This window comes from Nocardia sp. NPDC056564, from assembly GCF_042793755.1.
Taxonomy (GTDB): Bacteria; Actinomycetota; Actinomycetes; order Mycobacteriales; family Mycobacteriaceae; genus Nocardia.
On sequence record NZ_JBHTUR010000009.1, the window covers coordinates 266,046 to 280,830 of the forward strand.

13 protein-coding genes are annotated in these 14,785 nt (G+C 70.4%); 9 read left to right on the forward strand and 4 right to left on the reverse strand.

Translation table 11 applies throughout. The features are described from left to right. Window positions 1–42 precede the first annotated feature (42 nt). From ACFQ9K_RS23635 to hutI, 3 genes are read left to right on the forward strand one after another with little or no spacing between them, the layout of a single operon-like run. Entirely contained in the window at window positions 43–1,224 is a 1,182-nt protein-coding gene (locus ACFQ9K_RS23635) for an allantoate amidohydrolase (RefSeq protein ID WP_378722793.1), read from the forward strand. Then, window positions 1,221–2,525 (forward strand): formimidoylglutamate deiminase, encoded by a 1,305-nt coding sequence (locus tag ACFQ9K_RS23640; protein WP_378722777.1) that lies wholly within the window; start codon window positions 1,221–1,223, stop codon window positions 2,523–2,525. The genes ACFQ9K_RS23635 and ACFQ9K_RS23640 overlap by 4 nt, the downstream gene beginning before the upstream one ends. Further along, window positions 2,513–3,670, forward strand: coding sequence for an imidazolonepropionase (gene hutI, locus ACFQ9K_RS23645; RefSeq protein WP_378722776.1), 1,158 nt, complete (start codon window positions 2,513–2,515; stop codon window positions 3,668–3,670). The genes ACFQ9K_RS23640 and hutI overlap by 13 nt, the downstream gene beginning before the upstream one ends. A 1-nt stretch (window position 3,671) precedes the next feature. Here the strand turns inward: hutI and ACFQ9K_RS23650 are convergent, their stop codons facing one another. Next, window positions 3,672–4,793, reverse strand: a complete 1,122-nt coding sequence (locus ACFQ9K_RS23650) for a PQQ-dependent sugar dehydrogenase (RefSeq protein WP_378722774.1) — start codon at window positions 4,791–4,793, stop codon at window positions 3,672–3,674. A 117-nt stretch (window positions 4,794–4,910) separates the two neighbouring features. Between ACFQ9K_RS23650 and ACFQ9K_RS23655 the strand changes: the two genes are divergently transcribed. From ACFQ9K_RS23655 to ACFQ9K_RS23665, 3 genes are all read left to right on the forward strand, one after another. Beyond that, window positions 4,911–5,810 carry a LysR substrate-binding domain-containing protein gene (locus ACFQ9K_RS23655; RefSeq protein WP_378722773.1) on the forward strand — a complete coding sequence of 300 codons (900 nt, stop codon included), beginning with the start codon at window positions 4,911–4,913 and terminating at the stop codon, window positions 5,808–5,810. Window positions 5,811–5,883: 73 nt separating this feature from the next. Then, window positions 5,884–6,465, forward strand: a complete 582-nt coding sequence (locus ACFQ9K_RS23660; protein ID WP_378722772.1) for a TetR/AcrR family transcriptional regulator — start codon at window positions 5,884–5,886, stop codon at window positions 6,463–6,465. 8 nt (window positions 6,466–6,473) lie between these two features. After that, the gene (locus ACFQ9K_RS23665) at window positions 6,474–7,970 is read left to right on the forward strand and encodes an FAD-dependent monooxygenase (protein WP_378722792.1); all 1,497 of its coding nucleotides are present in this window, start codon (window positions 6,474–6,476) and stop codon (window positions 7,968–7,970) included. A gap of 3 nt (window positions 7,971–7,973) precedes the next feature. Here ACFQ9K_RS23665 and ACFQ9K_RS23670 read toward each other — a convergent pair whose 3' ends face one another. Continuing rightward, complete coding sequence (locus tag ACFQ9K_RS23670; RefSeq protein WP_378722770.1) at window positions 7,974–8,879, reverse strand: dienelactone hydrolase family protein; 906 nt, start codon at window positions 8,877–8,879, stop codon at window positions 7,974–7,976. Between the two features lie 352 nt (window positions 8,880–9,231). Between ACFQ9K_RS23670 and ACFQ9K_RS23675 the strand changes: the two genes are divergently transcribed. Continuing rightward, window positions 9,232–11,229 carry a CocE/NonD family hydrolase gene (locus ACFQ9K_RS23675; RefSeq protein WP_378722769.1) on the forward strand — a complete coding sequence of 666 codons (1,998 nt, stop codon included), beginning with the start codon at window positions 9,232–9,234 and terminating at the stop codon, window positions 11,227–11,229. Between the two features lies 1 nt (window position 11,230). Here ACFQ9K_RS23675 and ACFQ9K_RS23680 read toward each other — a convergent pair whose 3' ends face one another. Together ACFQ9K_RS23680 and ACFQ9K_RS23685 are read right to left on the reverse strand one after the other, a co-directional pair. Further along, complete coding sequence (locus tag ACFQ9K_RS23680; RefSeq protein ID WP_378983591.1) at window positions 11,231–12,091, reverse strand: class I SAM-dependent methyltransferase; 861 nt, start codon at window positions 12,089–12,091, stop codon at window positions 11,231–11,233. A 1-nt stretch (window position 12,092) separates the two neighbouring features. Next, window positions 12,093–13,013: an LLM class F420-dependent oxidoreductase gene (locus ACFQ9K_RS23685; RefSeq protein WP_378726833.1), complete on the reverse strand. Its 921-nt coding sequence runs from the start codon at window positions 13,011–13,013 to the stop codon at window positions 12,093–12,095. Window positions 13,014–13,094: 81 nt separating this feature from the next. Here ACFQ9K_RS23685 and ACFQ9K_RS23690 point away from each other — a divergent pair, with 81 nt between their 5' ends. Together ACFQ9K_RS23690 and ACFQ9K_RS23695 are read left to right on the forward strand one after the other, a co-directional pair. Then, window positions 13,095–13,985: a dihydrodipicolinate synthase family protein gene (locus tag ACFQ9K_RS23690; RefSeq protein WP_378726835.1), complete on the forward strand. Its 891-nt coding sequence runs from the start codon at window positions 13,095–13,097 to the stop codon at window positions 13,983–13,985. A gap of 301 nt (window positions 13,986–14,286) precedes the next feature. Next, window positions 14,287–14,763, forward strand: a complete 477-nt coding sequence (locus ACFQ9K_RS23695; protein ID WP_378726842.1) for a gluconokinase — start codon at window positions 14,287–14,289, stop codon at window positions 14,761–14,763. Window positions 14,764–14,785: the final 22 nt, after the last annotated feature.

Here is a 14,785-nt window from a genome sequence, read left to right on the forward strand (position 1 = left end):
CCAGAGCACACCAGGAGCGACGCCGTGGGCGTGAATCAGCTGATGAACGAGATCGCCGGGGTCGGCCGGGATTCCCGGCGCGGCGGCTACTCCCGGCATGTCTACGACTACGCCGATTTCGAGCTGCGGGACTGGTTCATCGACCAGGCGCTGGACAGCGGGCTGGACGTGAACACCGATCGCAACGGCAACATCTGGGCTTGGTGGGGAAGTCCAGGACCCGGTGCGGTGGTCACCGGCAGCCATCTCGATTCGGTGCCGGGCGGCGGCGCCTACGACGGCCCGCTCGGTGTGGCCAGCGCGCTCGCGGCGGTGGAGATCTTGCAGGGCAAGGGCTTCCGGCCGGCCAAGCCGCTCGCGGTGCTCGTGTTCGCGGAGGAGGAGGGCGGGCGATTCGGCGTGCCCTGTCTGGGTTCGCGACTGCTCACCGGTGCGATCGACCCCGATCGTGCCCGGAATCTGCGCGATGCCGAGGGCGTGACGCTCGCCGAGGCGGCGGTGAAGGCGGGCCACGATCCGAAGCGGTTCGGCGCGGATCCCGAATCCCTCGCCCAGATCGGCTGTTTCGTGGAGTTGCACGTGGAACAGGGGCGCGGCCTGATCGAGCTGGACAGCCCGGTCGCCACCGGCAGCAGCATCATCGCGCACGGCCGGTACCGATTCTCGTTCTCCGGCCAGGGAAATCACGCGGGCGCGACGCGGCTCACCGATCGCCACGATCCGATGCTGCCCGCCGCGACGGTGGTGGCGGCCGCGCGCCGGGCCGCCGCCGCGATGGCCGACGCGCGGGCCACCGTCGGCAGGCTGGTACCCAATCCCGGTGGCACGAACGTCATCGCGTCCAGCGTGGATCTGTGGCTGGACGCCAGGGTCGCCGGTGACGGCCGCACCGCCGCGCTGGTCGAGGACATCACCGAGGCCGCCAGGGAGGCCGCGGCCGCCGAAGGGTGTGCGCTGACCGTCACCGAGGAGTCCTACTCGGACGACGTCGTTTTCGACGAGACGCTGCGTGGCCGGATGGACAAGGTGCTCGGCGGCGTACCCGCGCTGCCGACCGGCGCCGGGCACGACGCGGGCATCCTCGCCGGGCACGTCCCCTCCGGCATGCTCTACGTGCGCAACCCGACCGGGATCAGCCACGCCCCCGAGGAATTCGCCGAGCCCGCCGACATCGACAGCGGCGCAAGCAGTCTCGCGCGGATCCTGGAGGAACTGGCCGGATGAGCACCTACTGGGCCGAATACGCCTGGCTGCCGGACGGCGTCGCCGCGTCGGTGACGATCGAGGTGAACGGCGCGACCATCGAGTCGGTCACCAGCGGCACCGAGCGCACCGGCACGGTACTGCCCGGGCTGACCATCCCGGGTTTCGCGAACGCGCACTCGCATGGCTTCCACCGTGCGTTGCGCGGCCGTACCCAGCACGACCAGGGCACCTTCTGGACCTGGCGGGAGCGCATGTATGCCGTTGCCGCCCAACTGGATCCCGATTCCTACTACCGGCTCGCGCGCGCGGTGTACGCCGAGATGGTGCTGGCCGGGTACACCAGCGTCGGCGAGTTCCACTACCTGCATCACGCGCCCGGTGGCGCCCGGTATTCGGACCCGAACGCGATGGGCGCGGCCCTAGCGGCGGCCGCCGTCGACGCCGGTATTCGCCTCACCCTGCTCGACACGTGTTACCTGGCCGGCGGATTCGGTGTGGAGCTGGGGGAGCACCAGCTCCGGTTCAGCGACGGCAGCGCCGATGCGTGGGCCGAACGCGCGACCGCGTTCACCCCGGAGCAGGAGCTCGTGCGAACCGGCGTCGCGGCCCACTCGGTGCGCGCGGTTCCCGCGGCGGCGCTGTCCGTGGTCGCGGCGGCGGCCGCCGGACGGCCGCTGCACGTGCACCTTTCCGAGCAACCCGCGGAGAACGCCGATTGCCTTGCCGCGCACGGCGTTACCCCGACCGCATTGCTGGCCGGAGCGGGTCTGCTCGGCCCGCGGACGGTCGCGGTGCACGCGACCCACCTCACGGCCGCCGACGTCGCCCTGCTCGCCGACAGCGGCACCCGCGCGTGTTTCTGCCCCACCACCGAACGCGACCTCGGCGACGGCATCGGCCCGGCCCGCGCCCTGGCGGACGCCGGTGTCGGTCTCTGCCTCGGCACCGACAGTCACGCCGTGATCGATGCCTTCGAGGAGTGGCGCGCGCTCGAACTCGACGAGCGGCTGGCCAGCCGGGCCCGCGGCCGCTTCACCCCGGCCGAGCTCTACCGCGCCGCCACCGATCACGCGTCCATCGGCTGGCCCGAGGCCGGCCGGATCGCCCCGAACGCCGCGGCCGACCTGGTCACGCTCGACCTCGGCTCGATCCGCACCGCGGGCGCCGCCCCGGCCGCCGCGCTGTTCGCCGCGACCGCGAGCGACATCCGCTCGGTGCTCGTCGCGGGCCGGCCGATCGTGTCCGAGCACCGCCACCTACAGGTGCACCACCCGGAAACCGTGTTGCGAGAGGAAATCGAGGCACTGTGTCGACCCTGATCACCGGCATCGGCGAGCTCACCACCAACACCGAGGGCGGCCCGCTGCGCGACGCCGCGGTGGTCCTCGACGGCGAGCACTTCGCCTGGGTCGGCCCGGCGCAGGACGCGCCCGCCGCCGACGACCGCGTCGACCTCGGCGGCCGGGCCGCGCTGCCCGGCTGGGTGGACAGCCACACCCACCTCGTCTTCGCCGGCGACCGCACCGCCGAGTTCGAGGCCAGGATGGCCGGTCGGCCGTATCGTGCGGGCGGCATCGCCACCACGGTCGCCGCCACCCGCGCCGCGTCCGACGACGAGCTGTCGGTCAACCTGGCCAGGCACCTCGCCGAGGCGCGCAGGCAGGGCACCACCTGTCTGGAAACCAAGACCGGTTACGGCCTCAGCGTCGAGGACGAACTCCGCTCGGCCCGATTGGCCGCGGCCGCCGCCGACGAGGTGACGTTCCTCGGCGCCCATCTGGTTCCGACCGACATGGACGCAGACAAGTATGTCGACCTGGTGTGCGGCGACATGCTCGACGCGGTCGCGCCGTACGTCCGCTGGGCCGATGTGTTCTGCGAGACCGGCGCTTTCGACCGGGACCAGTCCGATCGGGTGCTGCGCGCGGCCAAGGCGCACGGCCTCGGCCTGCGCGTGCACGGCAATCAACTCGGCGAGGGTCCCGGCGTTCGATTGGCGGTCGAACACGGCGCGGCGAGCGTGGATCACTGCACCTACCTGACCGACGCCGACATCGAGGCGCTCGCCTCCTCGGACACCGTCGCCACCGTGCTGCCCGCCTGCGACCTGTCCACCCGGCAGCGCCTCGCCCCGGCCCGCGCGCTGCTGGACGCGGGCGCCACGGTCGCCCTGGCCACCAACGCCAACCCCGGCAGCTCCTACACCACCTCGATGGCCTTCTGCGTCGCGACCGCCGTGCTGCAGATGGGACTTTCGGTGGCCGAGGCGGTGCACGCGGCGACCGCGGGCGGCGCGCGAGCGCTGCGCCGCGACGACGTCGGCGTCATCCGCGCCGGCGCCCGTGCGGATCTCCAGGTGCTGGACGCACCGTCGGTCACCCACCTCGCGTACCGTCCGGGTGTTCCGCTGACCTACGCGGTCTGGCGACTGGGCCGTCGGCTCGGGACGCCGATGCTCGACTGACTCACCGCGCCGGGAAGCGAAGCACGCGATCGTCATTCGTGCGCGGGTTGCCGCGCCCGTCGGTGTTGGACGTGCTGAGCCACAGCGCACCGTCGGGCGCGACCATGACCGTGCGCAGCCGGCCGTAGCTGTCCCGGAACACATCTCGCGGCTGGCCGACCGTGCCCTCGCGCAGCGGCACGGTCCACAGCCGTTCGCCGCGTAATGCCGCGGCGTACAGCGTGTCTCCGGCGATCGCGATCCCCGAGGGCGACGCCTCGGCGGTGGACCAGGTCGTCAACGGTTCGGTGAACCCGCGATCCGCCCCGCCGACCCCCTCGACCGCAGGCCAGCCATAGTTGTGCCCCGGCTCGATCAGGTTGATCTCGTCGAACCGGTTCTGCCCGAACTCCGCGGCGAACAGCCGCCCCTCGCGGTCCCACGCCAGTCCCTGGACGTTCCGGTGCCCCAGGCTGTACATCGGCGAGTCCGCGATCGGATTGTCCGGTGCCGGGCGGCCTTCCGGTGTCAGCCGGAGGATCTTCCCGTTGGGGCCGGCCGGATCCTGCGACCGGCCGCTCTGCCCCGCGTCACCGGTCCCGGCGTACAGCATGCCGTCCGGCCCGAACGCGATCCGGCCGCCATTGTGGTTGGCCGCCTTGGCAATCCCGTCGAACAGCACCTCCGGCTGCCCGTCGAGCCGGAAGCGCACGATGCGATTGTCGTTCTGCGCGGTGAAATACGCATACACGTAACGGTTCTCGGCATACTCCGGCGACAGCGCCAGGCCCAGCAGCCCGCCTTCGCCGCCGGCGACGACACCCGGCACCCGATAGACCTGCTCCGGCGCGTGCCCCGCGCCGATCCGCAGGATCCGCCCGCTGTCGCGTTCGGCCACCAGGGCGTTGCCGTCGGGCAGGAAGGCCAGTCCCCACGGCACGTCGAGCCCGTGCGCGATCTCCTCCGCCGCGCCGAGATCGGGTGCGCCCTGCGGTCTGCTCGGCGCGGTGGTGCGCACGGCCTCGGTGGCGGGTGCGGGCCGGCTGTCGCTCGCACAGGCCGAGAGCGCGCCGGCGGCCAGCGCCACGGTGATCGCGACCCCGATCCCGCGACGTCGCGCCGACCTGACATTCGGATATCTCACGCGGGCACCTCCGACGATATTTGTGTGGTCGCGGCGCGCGGGACGAAGCCACATCGGCTGGCCGCGCACCCCGGGCGGTAGCCTGACCCAGTCTTGTCCCCGAACCACGTTGAGGTCATGGAACTTCGTCAACTGAGGTATTTCGTCGCGGTGGCCGAGGAGCTACATTTCGGCCGGGCGGCGGAACGGCTGATGATCGTGCAGTCGTCAGTCAGCCAGCAGCTCGGTCGGCTCGAACGCGAGCTCGGCGTCGTGCTGCTGGAACGGTCGCCTCGTAGCGTCCGGCTCACCGAGGCCGGGGCGGCGTTCCTGCCTGCGGCGAAGAAGGTGCTCGCCGCCGAGAAGCGCGCCAGGACCAGCGTCGCGGACTTCCTGACCACGCCGACCGTGCTGCGCATCGGCACCAGCCGGGGGATGGGGGAGCGGCTCGAGCGGCTGCTCGTCGCGCTGAAGTATCGCGCGCCGGGGATCAAGGTGGAACTGACGTCGGCGGCGCTCGGGCAGCGGCTGCGCAAGGTGTCGGAGCACGAGTGGGACGCGGCCTTCCTGCGCGGCGAGGTGGCCGCGCCGGAGGGCGTGCAGCAGATTCCGGTCTGGTACGACGAACTGGTCGTCGCGCTGCCCGCCGATCACCCCTCCGCCACCGAGCGGTGCGTCGATCTCGCACAGCTCGCCGAGCTGCCGCTCTATCTGACGAACCGGCAGAACAACGCGTTGCTCGACGATCTCGTGCTGACCGCGTGCAGTAAATCGGGATTCGAACCGGTGCTCGGCCCCGAGCAGGTCTCCATCCAGGACACCCTCGCCGCGCTCGGCGCCGGCGCCGCGGGCTGGACCGTCCTCTACGCGCCGCACGCCCGGCTCCTGCACAGCAGCCGGGTGGCCTTCCTGCCCGTGTGCACGCCGGGCGTGCTGGCGCTGCCCACGGTGCTCGCCGTGCGCACCAATGCCATGGAGCGACTGGCCCCGCTGCTCGAGGCCTGCCGGGACGTCGCGCTCGGCGATCAGATTCTGTAATCGGCCTTGTGCCGTCCCCGGTGTTCCGTTATCGTCGAAGTGAACGAAACCGTACCGTTCACTTGGAGGGACTGTGATCAGGGGCGCGGAACGCGAGCAGGCGATACTCGCCGCCACCTACGCGTTGCTTGGCGAAATCGGCTACGCGGCAATCACAATGGATGCCGTCGCGGCCAGGGCGCAGGCCAGCAAGGCGACCATCTATCGGCGCTGGCCGGGAAAACCCGCGCTGGTGAAGGCGGCGATGGACGCGCACGACGCCGAGTACGTCGCGGAGATCCCGGACACCGGGACGGTGCGCGGCGATCTGATCGCCGCGCTCGTCGATCTGACCGCGCAGGTCGATGAGCACTACGTCACCATGATGACCGGCCTGATGCACGCCATGCGGGTGGACGCCGAGCTCGCGGCGGCGCTGCGCGAGCACGTCGCGGACGAGGATCTCGGCCCGTTCCGCACCGTCGTCGAGCGCGCCGTCGCTCGCGGCGAATTACCGGACGGCACCGCGACCGAACTGGCCCACCAGGTTTCGGAAGGCCAGATCATGCGGCGGATGTTCCTCGGCGAACCCCTGGATCGAGCGTTCCTCACCGATCTGGTGGACGAGCTGCTGCTGCCGATCCTCACCCGGACTTTCCCGAAAGAGCGCAGATGACAACAGAATTGCCGGTGCTGATCGTGGGCGCCGGGCCGACCGGACTGACGCTGGGGTGTGAACTGGCCCGGCGCGGGATCGAGTGCCTGGTGGTGGACCGGGCCCGGGGACTGTTCCCCGGCTCGCGCGGAAAGGGTTTACAGCCGCGGACTTTGGAGGTGTTCGACGATCTCGGCCTGATCGACGCGGTGGTCGCGGCGGGGGCGCCGTTCCCGTCGTTCCGCATGTATGTCGGCACGGAGGTGACGATGACGCGGACGGTGGAGGAGATGCTGGGGCTCGCGCCCCTCGAACGCGTCGACGGCGTGCCGTATCCGCAGGCCTGGATCCTGCCGCAGTGGCGCACCGACGAGCTGCTCCGCGACCGGCTGCTCGAACTCGGCGGCCGGCTCGAATTGAACACGGAATTCCTCGATTTCGTGCAGGACGACACCGGCGTCACCGCGACGCTGCGGCGCGACGGTGAACTGCTGGAGCTGCGGGCCCGGTACCTGGTCGGCTCGGACGGCGGTGGCAGCGCGGTGCGCAAGCGGCTCGGCGTCGGCTTCGAGGGCGAAACCTTCGAGACCGAGCGAACGCTGATCGGCGACGTCCGGGCGCAGGGGCTGACCGGCAGCTACTGTCACATGCTGACGACCGGCAGTGTCCGGGAACGGTTTTCGCTGTGGTCCCTGCCGGGGACCGACTACTACCAGTTCATCGCCAACCTGACCGCGGACGACGTGCCCGAGCTGACCCTGGATGCCGTGCAGAGGATTCTCGACGAGCGGTCCGGCCGCTCGGATATCCGGTTGTCCGACGTGAACTGGATCTCGGTGTACCGGGTGAATGCCAGGATGGTGGACCGGTTCCGGGTCGGGCAGGTGTTCCTGGCCGGCGACGCGGCGCACGTGCATTCGTCATCCGGTGGGCAAGGGTTGAACACCAGCGTGCAGGATGCCTACAACCTGGGCTGGAAGTTGGCGGCGGTGCTGGCGGGCGCTCCGGAGCGGCTGCTGGATACCTATGAGGCCGAGCGGTTTCCGATCGCGGCGCGGGTGCTGGACGTGACCACGCGCTCGCATCGGCAGGACTTCCGCGACGCGGAGCCCGGGGAGGGGAGTCTGGATATCTTCCAGCTGAAGGTCAACTATCGGGGCGGGCCGTTGGCCGTGGAGACGCGCGAACGGCCGGGCGCGGTGCGTGCGGGCGACCGTGCTCCGGACGGCCGGTGCGGTGCGTCGAGCCTGTTCGACCTGTTCCGTGGCACCCATTTCACGCTGCTGGGATTCGGCGGCGATACCGCCGCCGCGATAGCCGAAGTCGTTCGTACACAGGGCGATCGGGTTCGGGGGTGGGTGATCGAACCCGCCGGAGTGGTGGCGGGCACCGTCGGCGACCCGTTCCGCAACTACGACATCGACCCGGCGGGTACCGCAACGCTGGTGCTGGTCCGCCCCGACGGCTACATCGGAGTCGTCGCCACCGATCGCGAGCCGATCCAGGACTTCCTCGCCGCTTGCTGACCCCTAGCCCAAATAGGTTCCGTACCAATCGAGTACCCGCCGCCAGGCCTCGTCGGCGGCGGCCGGTGCGTACCGCGGTCCGGTGTCGTTGAAGAACGCGTGATCGGCCTGCGGTGCCACCCAGATTTCGTGCGGCGCGCCCGCGCGCGCGAGTGCCGACTCCGCGGCCGGACGGGTGGCATCCACCCGGGCGTCGGCCGCCGCGTAGATCCCCAGCACGGCGGCCTTCGTGGCGGTGAGGTCGCCGTGGTCGGGGAAGGGGCCGTAGAACGGCGTGGCCGCGGCGAGGGCGGACGGCCCGGAGGCGAGCAGCAGCCAGACCAGCCCGCCGCCGAAGCAGAACCCGGTCGCGCCGAGCTGCTTGCCCGGCACCCGCCGTCCGAGCTCGTCCAGCCCCGCGCGCAGGTCGCCGATGAACTGATCCTGCGGAGTCCTGCTCAGCTCGGCGGTGGCCTGCGCCGGATCACCGAAGGCCTCGGTGCCGCCCTTCGCGGACAGCAGGTCGACGGCGAGGGCGGAGTAACCGGCTCCGGCGAATCGCCCTGTCACCGAACGGATGTGGTCGGTCAGCCCCTTGTTCTCGTGGATGACGAGCACGCCCCCGCGAGGTTGCGCGGCGGCCGCCCACGCACCCCGCAACTCCCGATTGTCCGGGCCCGCGAAGGTGATCGGCGTAGTCGGCAGTGCCTTACCCGACCCCGGCGGCGTGGATGGCGGTGCGGCGGAGGGCGGTTGGGCGGTCGCCGGTTGATCCTTGGACTCGGTGGCGCACGCCGCGAGCAACGCGGCCGCCGCCGGAACGCCGAACCCGAGCAGCCCGAGGCGGCGCAGCGCCTCGCGCCGATTCAGCAGGCCGTCGGCGTGATCGAGGGCGATTTCTTCCGCGATATAGCGCTGCAGCGGCGTCATGCCCACCAAGGTAGGCCCCGGCATGCCGATCCGCGGGGCTTTGCCGCATCCGGTGAGCAGGCGTTGAACGACTGACCGGAAGGGTGTGTGCGCCGGAGTGTTAAACCAAACTGCTAGGTATCTACAGTGCCCGATTTGCGCAAATCCGCTATCGCGCAACCGGATCGGTTCGCCGGGGCGCGGGCAACACGACAAACCGGCCGATTCGTATCTCCCGGTGATTTGCGCGCAGATTGCTATCTTGTCAATCCGAAACGGCGAACTCCATCAACGTGCGGCACATCGGTCGAGGAGCAGAATGCTTTCGGGGCAGCAAGTGGTACAACGGTTTGTCCGCGCGGCTCGATTGGCGATGGTGCTATCGATCGTCGTAGTTGGCGGTGGGTTTGCGGTGAGTCCGGCGGCGGCGCAACCGGACGGCGGTTCCCGCAGCGATCAATGGACCGCGCTGCACGACGGGCCGCAGCCGTACGCCGACGTGCACATCGACTGGGATGTGCCGATCCGGATGAGCGACGGCGTCATCCTGAAGGCGAACGTGTACCGGCCGGTGACTGCGGACGGGGAGGTCGAACAGCGTCCGCTGCCGACCATCGTGAACCTCACGCCGTATACGAAACTGCTGTCCAACCTGGTCGATTCGGCTATCTCGGCGCCCGGCCTACAGCCGGTGGTGATGGACCTGCTGCGCCGGATGAACCTATCCGGAACGCCGATCAGCGGCTTCGGCGACCTGTTGCACGCGCTCGACGGCGGCACCGTGCAGACGGTGCTCGGCATCGACCGCTACCTGATCCGCAGCGGCTACACGCTGGTGGTCGCCGACGTCCGCGGAACCGGCTTCTCCCAGGGCACGTGGGACACCCTCGGCGCCCGTGAGCAGTTGGACACCCGCGAGGTGATCGGCTGGGCCGCCGCGCAACGCTGGTCCACCGGCAAGGTGGGGATGAGCGGCGGCTCCTACGCGGGCATCACCCAGCTGCGCGCGGCCGAAAACGCCCCGGCCGCACTGAAAGCCATCTTTCCGGTGGAACCGGGCAGCGACCTGATGCGTGATGTCGTCGCGCCGGGCGGCGGCATCGGCACCACCTTCCTGCCGCTGTGGCTGAGCAATGTGAACCAGACGAAACTCATCCCCGACGTGCGCTCGATGCTGGCGGGCACGTTCGACTGGCGTTGGCTCGACGACCGGCTGGCCGACCCCGCCACCAACTACGACCTGCTGACCCAGGCGCTGCTCACCCCGTCGCTCGACCAGGTCCCGCAGGCGCTGGCCGCCGCCCTCGACCACGACAGCGATTTCCGGCAGGCCATTCTCGGGCATCCGGAGCGAATCACGGTGCCCACCTTCGTCTACGGCGGCTGGCACGACATCTTCGCCAACAGCGCGACCACTCTGTTCAACGCGATTCCGTTGCCCGCCGAGCAGAAACAGCTGCTCGTCGGCGACACGTATCACGCCAATCCGGGCGCGGGCACCGGCCTGCCCGGCGGTCCGGCGCGGCTGGAGGTGCTGCAGCGGGTGTGGTTCGACAAGTGGCTCAAGGACATCGACCACGGTCTGGGCGAATTCGGTCCGGTGACGGTGTGGGAACAGGGTGGCGGCTGGCGGACGCTCGATCGGTTTCCCCAGGCGGGCGCGACCCATCGGCGGGTCTATCTGTCCGCGGCCCCCAGCGGTACGGCGGCGAGCGTCTACGACGGATCACTGTCCGCGACAATGCCGATGGAGGGTCGCGCCCTCACGGTCGCGCCCGGCCTCACCACCGTGTGCTCGCGCGACACCGCGCAGGGCGCCGCCGGGATCCCCGCGATAGTGGATATGTGCGCGAAGGATTCGCGCATCGCCGAACGTAACGCGTTGACCTTCACCGGCACCCCCGTCACCGAGCGAACGGTCATCTCCGGCCCGATCAATGCGCACCTCAACGCCGTGCACGACGGGACCGACGGATATTGGGCCGTCACCGTGAACGACGTTGCCCCGGAGGGAACTTCCACGGTGCTGAGCACCGGCCAGCTCACCGCGTCGATGCGGGCGATCGACCAGGCGAAGAGCGCCCGCTCACCCGACGGCGACTACACCGCCCCATACAATCCGATCACCCTGGACAGCCTGCTGCCGGTCACCGCGGGCGAGCCCGTCGTGCTGGACATCGCGGTGATCCCGATCCAGGCGGTGCTCCAGCCGGGACATCGACTGCGCGTCGACGTGTTCGCCGGAAACTCCCCGAAGGGACTGCCCTTCCGGCCGCTGCTCAACAACACGGAACTGAAACCGCAAACCCTGCAACTGGATCCGGCCCAGCCGAGCTTCGTGAACCTGCCGACCAGCAGGCCGCTCGGGTGAGTCAGGTGCGGCGGGCGCGGGCGATGCGGGCGTGCAGGCGTTCGGGTTCGGGGCCGAGCTCGGCCGCACCGACATAGCTCGCGATGAGTTCCGGTGCGCTGAGATCCTCGACCTCGTCGAAGCCTGCCGACCGTAGTTCCGTCGCCAGTTCGGCGGAAGTGAGGGAGCTCAGCAAGGGTTCGCCGACCGCGGCCATGCGCTCGGCACGCGTGCGGAGTTGCGCCCGGTGCGCCGGTGCGGCGTCGGCGGCCGGCGGGATGTAGTCGAAGACCAGCCGGACCGGGGCCGCCTGCTCGGCCAGATAGCGCAAGGTCGACCGGATGGCGTCTCTGGTCAGATACATCACCACGCCGAGCCAGACGAAGGCCGCGGGCTGGTCTCGGTCGAGGCCCGCCGCGGCCAGACCTGTTGCGAGGGTTTCACTCTCGAAGTCGATCGGTGCGAACGTGAGGGAATCCGGGACGGTGATTCCGGCGTCGGCGAGCAGTTGCCGTTTCCACGCCTGCGTCGCGGGGTGGTCGACCTCGAATACCCGCAGCGCCGGATCGGGGTTGCGGTAGGCGAAGGTGTCCAACCCCGCGCCGAGGATCACCACCTGCCGCGTCCCCTCCGCCACCGCGTCGGCGACCGTTTCCTCCGCGAAGCGCGATCGGCTGGCCATGAACAACCGGCGGACGCGATGAAAGGCGATGTCCTCGCCCGCCGCCGCGGCGATCGTCTGCGCGGTCAGCTCCTCGGGGCTCAGGCCCATGATCGGCCCGGCCAACGGGTCGGTGAAGACCCGCGGCTCGGGCGCGATCTGGTGATAGGCCCGCGCATGCGCGGTGGCGAGCGCCGTGCGGCTCGGCTTTCCGACCTGCACGTCAGAGCTTCCCCTGCACCTGACCGGCGATCAACTCGAGGTGGTCGAGATCGGTGAGGTCCAGTATTTGCAGGTAGATTCGCTGCGCGCCGATCTCGGCGTAGCGGCCGATCTTGTCGACCACCTCGGCGGGCGAGCCGGCCAGGCCGTTGGTCTTCAGCTCGTCCACCTCGCGGCCGATCGCCGCGGCCCGGCGCGCCACCTCGGCGTCGTTCGCGCCCACGCAGGCAACCAGGGCGTTGGAATAGACCAGGTCGTCGGCGCGCCGCCCGCGCGCCTCGGCCGCCGCGCGCACCCGGCCGAACTGGGCGGCGCTGTCCTCGATCGAGGAGAACGGCATGTTGAACTCGGTCGCGTACTGCGCGGCCAGCCGCGGCGTGCGGGTGGCGCCGTGGCCGCCGATCAGCACCGGCACCGGGTCCTGCACCGGCTTCGGCAGCGCGGGGGAGTCGGTGAGCTGGTAGTGCCGGCCGGCGAAGTCGAACTTGTCGCCCGGCTTGGTCGCCCACAACCCGGTGATGATCGCGAGCTGCTCCTCCAGCCGCGCGAACTTGTCCGCGGGGAACGGGATGCCGTAGGCGGCGTGCTCCTCGGCGAACCAGCCGCTGCCGAGGCCGAGTTCGACCCGGCCACCGGACATCTGGTCCACCTGGGCGACCTGGATGGCCAGCGGTCCCGGCAGCCGGAAGGTGGCGGCGGTCACCAGCGTGCCGAGGCGGATCCGCTTGGTTTCCCGCGCCAGCCCGGCGAGGGTGATCCAGGCGTCGGTCGGGCCGGGCAGCCCGTCGCCGCCGCCCATGGCCGCGTAGTGGTCGGACCGGAAGAATGCGTCGAAGCCGAGATCCTCGGTGGCTTTGGCGACGGTCAGCAACGTGTCGTAGCTCGCGCCCTGCTGCGGTTCGGTGAAGATGCGCAATTCCATGATTCCATCGTGCCCCAGGACGCTTCCGTCCGGAACGGCCGGGGTGCAGGGCATGATCGGGGTGGCGGAATGGAGGTGGCGATGAGTGGGTCGATCGCGGGAATCGTGGCGTATCCGGTGACGCCGTTCGGCGTGGACAGCGGCGAGGTCGACGAGCGGGCGCTGCGCGGGCTGGTCGACCGGCTGGTCGGCGCGGGCGTGGATGCGGTTGCGCCGCTGGGAAGTACGGGGGAGGCCGCGTACCTCGACGACCAGGAGTGGGCGGCGGTGGCATCGATCTGTATCGAGCAGGTCGACGGCCGGGTGCCGACCGTGGTCGGGGTGTCGGAGTTGACCACGGCGGGAACCATTGCGCGGGCACGGCTCGCGGAACGGCTGGGCGCCACGGCGTTGATGCTGCTGCCGGTCGCCTACTGGCGGTTGACCGAGGAGGAGCTGGCGCGGCATTTCGCGGCGGTGGCCGACGCGGTCGCGCTGCCGATCATGGCTTACAACAATCCGGGCACCAGCGGGATCGATATGACACCGGAGTTCCTGGTGGAACTCGTCGGGGCCGTGGACAACATCACGATGGTCAAGGAATCCAGCGGCGACATCGCACGGATGCGACGGCTGGCGGAGCACAATGTGCCGTTCTTCAACGGCAGCAACCGGCTCGCGCTCCAAGCGTTCGACGCCGGTGCCATCGGATGGTGCACGGCCGCACCGTGTTTGGTGCCGGAGCAGATCGTGGCGGTGTGGCAGCTGCTGACCGCCGGCGAAACCGATTCGGCGGCACAGCGTTTCGAACGGCTGGATCCGCTGCTCGGCGCGATCTCCCGGGGCGGCCTGCCGCGAACGGTCAAAGCGGGGCTGCGCTCGCTCGGCATCGAAGTCGGCGACCCGCGACGGCCGCTGCTGCCGGTGGACGACGACACCCGCCGCGCGATCGCCGAGCTGATCACCGCGGCGGTGGATGGGCATCGGGCCTGAACCCCGTGCCGGGTGCGGCCATTGTGCTCAGGCCGAGGCTTCGTTCGGGTGCTCGACAGCAGGATCACCCCTGCATCGAGCGAGCCCGCCGACGCACCATCCCCGTCCCGCTCGACGAACGGACCGACACCGAGTGGGACATGGCGGCGGCAAAACGCTGGTGGTCCCGCCCTGATGCCCCGCTCGACGAACAACGCGCTCGCGCTAATGTCGGGTCGGAGATGTGCGTCGCCCGCCGCGGGGGAGTGCACCGAGCAAAGGAGCCGATGTGCCGGAACGTGCGCTGCCCGTCGTGGTCGTGATGGGGGTGTCGGGGTCCGGCAAGTCGACGGTCGGCCGGGCGCTCGCGGCCGAGCTGGGTGTCGAGTACGGCGAAGGCGACGATCTGCATCCCAAGGCGAACGTCGAGAAGATGGCGGCCGGAATCCCGCTGGACGACGAGGACCGATGGCCGTGGCTCGACAAGGTGGCGGCCTGGATGGCCGAACGATCCGCGCGGGGCGGGGTGATCACCTGCTCGGCGCTCAAACGGGTCTATCGCGATCGGCTCCGTGCCGCCGCGCCTGACGCGTTCTTCCTGCATCTGGCCGCGTCGCACGAAGAACTCGCCCACCGGATGGCCGATCGCACCGGTCATTTCATGCCGTCGAGCCTGCTCGACTCGCAGCTGGCCGCGCTCGAACCGCTGGCCGATGACGAACGCGGCACCACCGTCGACGCCACCCGCGACCCTGCCGAGCTGGCCCGCGAAACCTCGGCGGTACTGCACGCCCGCTGAGGCGCGCGGCCTATCCGCCGCC

Coding starts and splice junctions, on each gene's coding strand:
- ACFQ9K_RS23635 (WP_378722793.1), top strand. CDS start 43: ATGAACGAGATCGCCGGGGTCGGCCGGGATTCCCGGCGCGGCGGCTAC.
- ACFQ9K_RS23640 (WP_378722777.1), top strand. CDS start 1,221: ATGAGCACCTACTGGGCCGAATACGCCTGGCTGCCGGACGGCGTCGCC.
- ACFQ9K_RS23655 (WP_378722773.1), top strand. CDS start 4,911: ATGGAACTTCGTCAACTGAGGTATTTCGTCGCGGTGGCCGAGGAGCTA.
- ACFQ9K_RS23670 (WP_378722770.1), bottom strand. CDS start 8,879: ATGACGCCGCTGCAGCGCTATATCGCGGAAGAAATCGCCCTCGATCAC.
- ACFQ9K_RS23675 (WP_378722769.1), top strand. CDS start 9,232: ATGGTGCTATCGATCGTCGTAGTTGGCGGTGGGTTTGCGGTGAGTCCG.
- ACFQ9K_RS23685 (WP_378726833.1), bottom strand. CDS start 13,013: ATGGAATTGCGCATCTTCACCGAACCGCAGCAGGGCGCGAGCTACGAC.
- ACFQ9K_RS23690 (WP_378726835.1), top strand. CDS start 13,095: ATGAGTGGGTCGATCGCGGGAATCGTGGCGTATCCGGTGACGCCGTTC.
- ACFQ9K_RS23695 (WP_378726842.1), top strand. CDS start 14,287: ATGGGGGTGTCGGGGTCCGGCAAGTCGACGGTCGGCCGGGCGCTCGCG.